The organism is Meiothermus hypogaeus (genome assembly GCF_003574035.1).
GTDB lineage: Bacteria > Deinococcota > Deinococci > Deinococcales > Thermaceae > Meiothermus > Meiothermus hypogaeus.
The window spans coordinates 37,596-45,454 of the sequence record NZ_QWKY01000023.1 but is presented as its reverse complement, the minus strand read 5'-3'; the positions used below and the strand labels follow the sequence as shown (position 1 = coordinate 45,454).

General features: G+C 60.2%; 6 protein-coding genes. 4 read left to right on the top strand and 2 right to left on the bottom strand.

Annotation, left to right across the window (positions count from 1 at the left end; all coding sequences use genetic code 11):
• Positions 1-594, top strand: a 594-nt coding sequence (locus tag Mhypo_RS07965) for a transposase (RefSeq protein WP_206074903.1), incomplete at its 5' end; no start/stop codon positions are given.
• Between the two features lie 397 nt (positions 595-991).
• Here the strand turns inward: Mhypo_RS07965 and Mhypo_RS07960 are convergent.
• Complete coding sequence (locus Mhypo_RS07960; protein WP_119340769.1) at positions 992-3,142, bottom strand: glutamine synthetase III family protein; 2,151 nt, start codon at positions 3,140-3,142, stop codon at positions 992-994.
• 287 nt (positions 3,143-3,429) lie between these two features.
• On the opposite strand from Mhypo_RS07960, the gene Mhypo_RS07955 reads away from it, so the two are divergent.
• Genes Mhypo_RS07955 through Mhypo_RS07945 form a run of 3 tightly spaced genes read left to right on the top strand, consistent with a single transcriptional unit; the run spans position 3,430 to position 6,604 of the window.
• A complete protein-coding gene (locus tag Mhypo_RS07955) occupies positions 3,430-4,188 on the top strand; it encodes an NUDIX hydrolase (RefSeq protein WP_170148248.1) in 759 nt (252 codons plus the stop codon).
• Positions 4,185-5,216: a bifunctional nicotinamide-nucleotide adenylyltransferase/Nudix hydroxylase gene (locus Mhypo_RS07950; protein WP_119340768.1), complete on the top strand. Its 1,032-nt coding sequence runs from the start codon at positions 4,185-4,187 to the stop codon at positions 5,214-5,216. Before Mhypo_RS07955 ends, Mhypo_RS07950 begins: the two co-directional genes overlap by 4 nt.
• Entirely contained in the window at positions 5,213-6,604 is a 1,392-nt protein-coding gene (locus Mhypo_RS07945; RefSeq protein WP_119340767.1) for a nicotinate phosphoribosyltransferase, read from the top strand. Before Mhypo_RS07950 ends, Mhypo_RS07945 begins: the two co-directional genes overlap by 4 nt.
• Here the strand turns inward: Mhypo_RS07945 and Mhypo_RS07940 are convergent.
• Positions 6,601-7,749: a phosphopentomutase gene (locus Mhypo_RS07940; RefSeq protein ID WP_119340766.1), complete on the bottom strand. Its 1,149-nt coding sequence runs from the start codon at positions 7,747-7,749 to the stop codon at positions 6,601-6,603. The genes Mhypo_RS07945 and Mhypo_RS07940 overlap by 4 nt on opposite strands.
• Positions 7,750-7,859: the final 110 nt, after the last annotated feature.

The following is a 7,859-nucleotide window of genomic DNA, read 5'->3' as shown; positions in this document are numbered from 1 at the left end:
CTGGCCGAGGAGCGGGGGTTTGAACGGGTACGGGATTTGCTCAGCGATGGGTCGCTTGATTATGTGGTTTCCGATGGGGCGCCCGAGATCACAGAGGCTTTGAACTGGCTGGGGTCTAAAGTGCAACAGGTCAGGTGCTGGTTCCACCTGAGCAGGGATATCCTGGGCAAGACCACCAAAGATCAAAGGAATCGGCTGCAGCTGGAACTGCAAGTGCTGTTGGAGATGAAGACCTTGGGGGAGGCGGAAGCCTATTTCTGGCAAGTGCTGCTACCCCGCTGGAAGGGCTGTCTGGAACCCCTCATGCGGGCTTGGAATCAGGTCAAAAGTTACTGGCTTGAACCCCGGCTCCCCAAAACCAACAACACCGCCGAAGTGGGGAATGGCAGGCTGTGGCGACGGCAAAAACGGAGAAACATCCGGTCTATTCCTAGAGCTAAGGACTGGCTGCAGATTGCCCTTTACCGTACTCGTCACCGTCCAATACAACATTCCCTCTCTGCTTGGCAACGGCTTTCAAACCAATCCTCTCCAAAATGTTGGTTTTTACCCATCATCACACCACTTCGTTACTCAACCGAATTCTTTAGATGAGTCGACGTACTGAAGCCCACCGCGCACAAAGTTACCTACCGATTGCCGACTATCGGGCTGTTTCAGACAGCGCCAGGCCCTCAATAAAACAGCTACAGGGTTGACCAGATAACTCCGCGGAGGTCGGCAGACAGGTTTATCGCGCTCCTAAAAGACGTGGCCGCCCACGAAAACGAGAATGCGTCTGCGCCCAGACGATTGTTACGCGCCCACGAGTGCTTGGGTTTCGAGTTTCCGGGCGGCAACTGTTCTGTCTGGGATAGAGGATTCTTGATTCTCGGGAGGCTCATTCTATGTAAAGAGCGCTCTAACCCGGATGGCTCGATGTTCGTGAAGCTGGCCCTGGAGTAAAAAAACACCCCCCGTAAAGGGAGGTGTCGGAGGCAGAGGCAGGTTCTTACTTGACGAAAAGCATTTCACGGTAGCTAGGTAGAGGCCAGTACCTATCGGCCAGGATGCGCTCGAGTGCATCCGCTGCCTTGCGTACCTCGGCCATGGCCGGCAGCACGTTGTCGCGCATGTGGTGGGCTTTTTCGTGCACCTCGTCGCCGCCAAGCTCGGCGTTCTGGGCCTTGAGCTTTTCTAAGGCATCGGAGAGGGCATCGGTGGCCTGCACCACCTGCGCGATGGTACGCTCGGCCGCCCGAGACTTGACCTCAATCTCCGAGAGTTCGGCCAGGTAGCTCAGGGCCCCCGGTAGAATCTGGGTCTGGGCAATCCACTCGGTGGTCTCGCCTTCGATGTTGACCTGCTTGAAGTAGATGTCGTACATGATCTCCTGGCGGGCGTGAATCTCGCGTTCGTTGAGAACCCCCAGGCGGGTGAATAGCTTGATGTTTTTCTCATCGGTAAAGTGCTCGATGGCATCGATTGCGGTGCGCAGGTTCAACAACCCCCGCTTGGCGGCCTCTTTGTGCCAGGCCGCAGAGTAGCCATCACCATTGAAAACTATACGCTTGTGCTGTGCGTAGGTCTCCTTGATGACTTCTAGCGCGGCCTGTTCAAAGGCCATCTTCTTCTTCATCCTGGCCTCGACCGCGTCCATCAGCGCGTCAATGGCATCGGCCACGATGGTGTTGAGCACGGTAATGGGGAAGGAGATGCTCTGACTGCTGCCCACCGCACGGAACTCGAACTTGTTGCCGGTGAAGGCGAAGGGCGAGGTGCGGTTACGGTCGCCGGCGTGCTTGGGCAGAGGTGGGAGCACTGGGGTTCCGAGCTCGAGCACACCCGCCTTCTTGCCTGAACCGCCTTTACCGCTGACCAGCCGCTCTAAGATGTCGGTGAGCTGCTCACCCAGGAAGATCGAGAGGATGGCCGGCGGCGCTTCGTTGGCCCCCAGGCGGTGGTCATTGGAAGCCGAGGCTACGCTGATGCGCAGCAGATCCTGGTGCACGTCCACTGCCTTGATAACGGCTGCGCAGAAAAACAGGAACTGCAGGTTGTCGTGGGGGGTATCGCCGGGCTCGAGCAGGTTGATACCGGTGTCGGTACCCATGCTCCAGTTGCAGTGCTTGCCAGAGCCGTTGATACCGGCAAAGGGCTTCTCGTGCAACAGCGCCACCAGGCCATAGCGGCGGGCGGTGTTCTTGAGCACCTGCATGATGAGCTGCTGGTGGTCGGCAGCAATGTTGGAGGGTTCGAAGATGGGGGCAATTTCGTACTGGCCGGGGGCTACTTCGTTGTGGCGGGTCTTTACAGGAATCCCCAGCGCATAGAGCTGGTTTTCTACGTCGGTCATAAAGGAAAGCACCCGGTCAGGGATGGAGCCAAAGTAGTGGTCTTCAAGTTCCTGACCGCGCGGCGGCTTGGCCCCAAAGAGGGTACGCCCGGTCATGACCAGGTCGGGGCGGCGGAAGTAAAACTCTTCGTCAATCAGGAAGTACTCTTGCTCGGCCCCCAGGGTCGAGGAAACTTTATTGGCCTGCAGGCCAAAGTATTTGAGGGCCCGCTGGGCACTTTTGTTAAGGGCCTCGATGGAGCGCAGCAGGGGGGTTTTGAGGTCGAGGGCTTCGCCGGTCCAGCTAGCAAAGGCGGTGGGAATGCAAAGGGTTGCCCCGTTGGAGTGGCGCATGATAAAGGCTGGCGAGGTAGGATCCCAGGCCGTATACCCCCGTGCTTCAAAGGTGGCGCGCAGACCGCCCGAAGGGAACGAAGAAGCATCCGGCTCAGCCTGGATGAGCTCCTTGCCCGTGAAGGAGGCAATCACCTTGCCTTCGGAGATGGGGCTATAGAAGCTATCGTGTTTTTCGGCAGTGTAGCCCGTGAGGGGGTGAAACCAATGGGTGTAGTGGGTGGCACCTTTTTCCAGGGCCCACTTTTTCATGGCCAAGGCGATGGTATCGGCAATGCTGGGGTCGAGCGGGGTGCCCTTTTCGATGGTGGCCTGCAGCGACTTCCAGACCGGCTTGGAAACCAGCTCGCGCAGTTCATCCATATCCAGCACATCACTGGCAAAGACCTCTCCGGCAATGTCGCTGGAAACCTGCCGAACATCCTTGAAACGCCAGTTGCGGGCAGCCGAGATGACGTCAAAATCGTGGTTCATGGGGCCTCCTGGGGCGGTGCCAGGTCGCTGGTTGACATTTAGATGCTTTATATATCTAACTTTTTCAACCTCAAAGCGTATCGCCAGCAACCGCTTGAAGAGACACGTTAGCACAAATTGATAAACTTCATCAAGACCCTTAGGCAAAAACTGGCTAAACGTCATTTATTTTGTGTACATTTTGCAAGAATACTGGCGCAACAAAGCGCTAGGCCGGAACGACTTGACTTATCTAGATACTAGATATATGCTTATTGCATATAAGTTTTTCTATCCTGGAGGGCCCGGTGCATCAACGCAGCCACGAAGAACAGCGCTACCTGGACTCCTACAATGCCAGCGCATTTGACCGGCCTTCCGTTACGGTAGATGTGGTTATTCTGACCCTGCGCGACGGGCATCTGGAGGCCCTGCTGATCAAGCGCAAAGAGCATCCTTTCCTTAACTACTGGAGCCTGCCGGGCGGGTTCGTGCAAATGCAGGAGTCGCTCGACGAAGCCGCTGCGCGGGTGCTACGACAAAAAGCCGGCCTCGAGGGGGTAGCGGGCATGGAGCGGGAGGGTCCCCTGCGCCACCCCATCTACCTCGAGCAGCTCTACACTTTTGGTCACCCTGAACGCGACCCCCGCACGCGGGTAATCAGCGTGGCCTATTACGCCCTGGTGGAAGCCAGCCACATCCGCGAGATGGGCGAGGAGAAGGCCCTCTTCAGGCTGCGCATCCCGGAGGGGGAAAGCGCGGTGGAGATCTTCGATAGCAAGTTCAAAAAGTACTCGCTGGCCTTCGATCATGCCGAGATTCTTGGGGTAGCCATCCAGCGCATCCGGGGCAAACTCGGCTACACCCCCATCGGCTTTGAGCTGCTGCCAGAGCGCTTTACGTTACGCCAACTGCAGACCGTACACGAAACCATCCTGCAAAAAAGGCTCAACAAAGACTCCTTCCGCCGCAAGATGCTGGCCTCGGGGATGCTCGAGCCCACCGGCGAGCTCGAGCGCGGCCTGGGTCGGCCTGCGGAACTTTACCGCTTTCGGAGGGAGCTATGAAAACGGCGGTGTTCATCGGGCGCTTCCAGCCGCCCCACCACGCCCACCTCGAGACCATTACCCGTGCCCTGGCCCGCTTTGACCGGCTGATTGTGGTGCTGGGCAGTGCTTTTTGCTATCCCACCCCCAAAAACCCTTTTAGCGCCGACGAACGCGAGGCCATGATCAGGGCGAGCCTGGACGCCGTGGCCGCCCAGCGGCTTCACTTCGTAGCCGTCGCGGATGACTTCTACGACGACCCCCGCTGGTTTCGCACGGTGCGGGCCGCCGTGGAGGGCCTTGCAGGCCCAGGGGCCGAGATCTACATCACCGGCTACCACAAGGACGAGAGCAGCTACTACCTGCACGGCTTTGGCAACTGGCCCTTTGAGCCCAGTGGGGTGGCGAGCACCCTCAACGCCACCGATGTGCGCAATAGCTATTTTGCCGGGAACGCCGACTGGAAGGCCATGGTACCCGAGGCCGTACTGCGTTTCATGGAGCAGTTTGCCGCCACGGCAGAGTTTGGCCGTTTGCAGGCCGAATGGAAAACCCTGCAGTACTATCGCTCTCTCGACCAGCGCTACCCCTATCCCCTGCTTCATGTGGCTACCGACGCAACGGTGCTGGCCCAGGCACACGTGCTACTGGTCGAGCGGGCAGGGGCCCTGAGCAAAGGGGCCTGGGCTTTGCCGGGGGGCTATGTGGAGATTAAGGAGACCCTGCTCGAGGCCGCCCTGCGCGAGTTACGCGAAGAAACCGGCCTGCAACTGAAGCCCTCCCTGCTCAAAGCCACCAAAGCCTTCGACTACCCGGGCCGAAGCCTGCGGGGCAGGGTGATTAGCTTCGGACACTACTTCGACCTCGGGAGCGCCCCACCCCCGGCCGTCCAAGGGCAAGACGACGCAGCCCGGGCTTTCTGGCTGCCCTTAGACGAGTTCGAGCCCCACCAGGCTCGCTTCTTTGAAGACCACTATCAGCAGATTTGTTGGTTTTTGGGGCGGGCGCCGCAAAAACCGGTCAAGCCCCAAAGAAAGGAGCTCCCATGAAACCCCTCAACCCCCACAACCTGATTCTCAACACCGACAGCTACAAGGCCAGCCACTTCGCCCAGTTTCCCAAGAACATGACCTACGCGAGCTGGTACATTGAGAGCCGGGGGGGCGACTCCAACTTTGTGCGCTTTTTTGGCCTGCAGGCCTTTCTGATGGAGTACCTGTCCAAAGGGGTCAGTATGGCCGATGTGGAGGAGGCCCGAGAGGTCTTTCTGACCCACGGCCTGCCCTTTCCCACCGACGGCTGGCGCTACATTGCCGAGGAGCTGGGCGGCAGGCTCCCCGTGCGCATCCGGGCCGTGCCGGAAGGAGCGGTAATTCCCGTGCATAACCCGCTGGTGATTATCGAAAGCACCGACCCCCGGGTGCCCTGGCTGCCGGGCTGGCTCGAGACTGCCCTGCTGCGGGCAGTCTGGTATCCCACCACGGTCTGCACCATCTCCTGGAACATCCGCAACATCCTTCAGGCCTACCTGGAGAAGACCGCCGACGACCCTGAGGCCGAGCTGCCTTTCAAGCTGCACGACTTTGGCGCGCGGGGGGTGAGCAGCCTGGAGAGCGCCGGGCTGGGCGGCATGGCCCACCTGGTCAACTTCCAGGGCACCGACACCGTCACTGCCCTCATTTACGCCCGCAACTACTACGGGGCCGAGATGGCCGGCTACTCCATTCCGGCCATGGAGCACGCCACCGTAACCAGCTTTGGCCGCGAGGGCGAGGTCCAGGCCTACCGGCAGATGATCGAGACCTACGGCAAGCCGGGGGCACTTTTTGCCATGGTGATCGACTCTTACAACCGCGAGCACGCCGTAGGCCAGATTATCGGAGAGGACCTGCGCGAGCTCATTCAGCAGTCCGGAGCCACCGTGGTCATCCGGCCCGACTCGGGCGACCCGCCTTTTGTGGTACTGCGCACTGTGCAAACCCTCGAGGCCAGGTTTGGAGCCACCCTCAACCGAAAGGGCTACAAGGTCTTGAACGGGGTACGGGTCATCCAGGGCGATGGGGTAAACGCCGACACCATCCGCAAGGTATTGTTTTTGCTCGAGCAGTGGGGCTACAGCGCCTCCAACGTGGCCTTCGGCATGGGCGGGGCCCTCTTGCAGCACCCCCACCGCGACACCCAGAAGTTCGCCCAGAAGCTGCACCTGGTTAGCGTGAACGGCGAGACCTACGGGGTAGGCAAAAGCCCGATAGACGACCCCAGCAAACTCTCCAAAAAGGGCCGCCTGGACGTCATCAAGGACGAGCGGGGTATCCGCACGGTAGAGCTGCCGCTGGAAGAGACCCAGCCCCATCCCCAGAGCATCCTGCAGACGGTTTTTGAAAACGGCGAGATCATGCGGCGCTACACCTTTGAAGAGGTGCGCCAAAACACCTAGATAACACTTGTACCAGGCCCCGTCCACCGGAGGCCGAAGCCCCTGGCCAGGCTGGCCGCCAGGTCGGCAAAGGTGGCGCGGGTGCCCAGGTCTTTGCCGGCCATTCCGGGCCCCACCACCAGCAGCAACCCGTACTCGCGGGTGTGGTCGGTGCCGCGGTAGGTGGGGTCGTTGCCATGGTCGGAGACGATGAAAAGGTAATCCTCCGGCCCCAATGCAGCGAGCAACTCGGGCAGCCGGGCATCGAAGGCAGCCAGGGCCTCAGCGTAGCCCTGGGGGTTGCGGCGGTGGCCGTACCTGGCGTCGAAGTCCACCAGGTTGGTAAAGACCAGGCCGGAGAAAGGCTCGCGCATCAGTTCCAGGGTGCGTTCCAGGCCAAGGGCGTTGCTGCCGGCCTTGACCTCGCGGGTGAAGCCCCGGTGAGCGTAGATGTCGGGGATTTTGCCCACCCCCACCACCTCCAATCCGCCGGCTTTGATGAGATCCAGCACGTTGGGCGGGGGTTCCAGGGCAAAGTCTTTGCGCAGGTCTTCTCGGCGGTAGTAGTGGCCCGGCTCACCCTCGAAGGGGCGGGCAATCACCCGGGCGCAGGCCAGCGGCCCCACCAGCATCTCGCGGGCAGTCTGGCACCAAGCATAGAGCGTTTCCAGGGGCACCTTGCCGATGTGCGCGGCTACCTGAAAAACCGAGTCCGCCGAGGTATACACGATGGGCCAACCGGTGCGCAGGTGTTCGTCGCCAAAGTCGCGGATGGCGTCGGTGCCCGAGTAGGGTTGGTTGAGCAGGTAGCCTTCCACCCCGATGCGCTGGATGTACTGTGCCAGGAAATCCTGTGGATAACCCTGTGGAAAAACCTGAAAAGGGTGCTCGAGGCGAATCCCCACAAACTCCCAGTGGCCGGTGGAGGTGTCCTTGCCGGGGTTCACCTCCATCATGCGCCCAAAGGCGCCTAAAGGCTCTGCAACCCTGGGCAGGGTGTGCACCCCCGGTACATGGCCCAGCCCCAGCGAGGCCAGGTGGGGGAGCTCGAGGCCGGTTTTGAGCACGGTGTGGTCGAGGGTATCGGCTCCTTCATCGCCGAACTGTGCGGCATCGGGCAGATAGCCCAGTCCCACCGAGTCCAGCACGATGGTGGTTATCTTCATGCCCCAAGCATACCGGAGAGGGAACCGGAAGAGAGGAAGACGCTCTGCACTCAGTCCACAATGCTTTCAGGCGCCAGGGAAGATAGTTGTCTTTGTGGCCCGGAGGAATA

What these genes read in the sequence shown, in the direction of transcription:
- Mhypo_RS07960 (WP_119340769.1), bottom strand. Translation starts at nt 3,142, where the DNA reads ATGAACCACGATTTTGACGTCATCTCGGCTGCCCGCAACTGGCGTTTC.
- Mhypo_RS07950 (WP_119340768.1), top strand. Translation starts at nt 4,185, where the DNA reads ATGAAAACGGCGGTGTTCATCGGGCGCTTCCAGCCGCCCCACCACGCC.
- Mhypo_RS07945 (WP_119340767.1), top strand. Translation starts at nt 5,213, where the DNA reads ATGAAACCCCTCAACCCCCACAACCTGATTCTCAACACCGACAGCTAC.
- Mhypo_RS07940 (WP_119340766.1), bottom strand. Translation starts at nt 7,749, where the DNA reads ATGAAGATAACCACCATCGTGCTGGACTCGGTGGGACTGGGCTATCTG.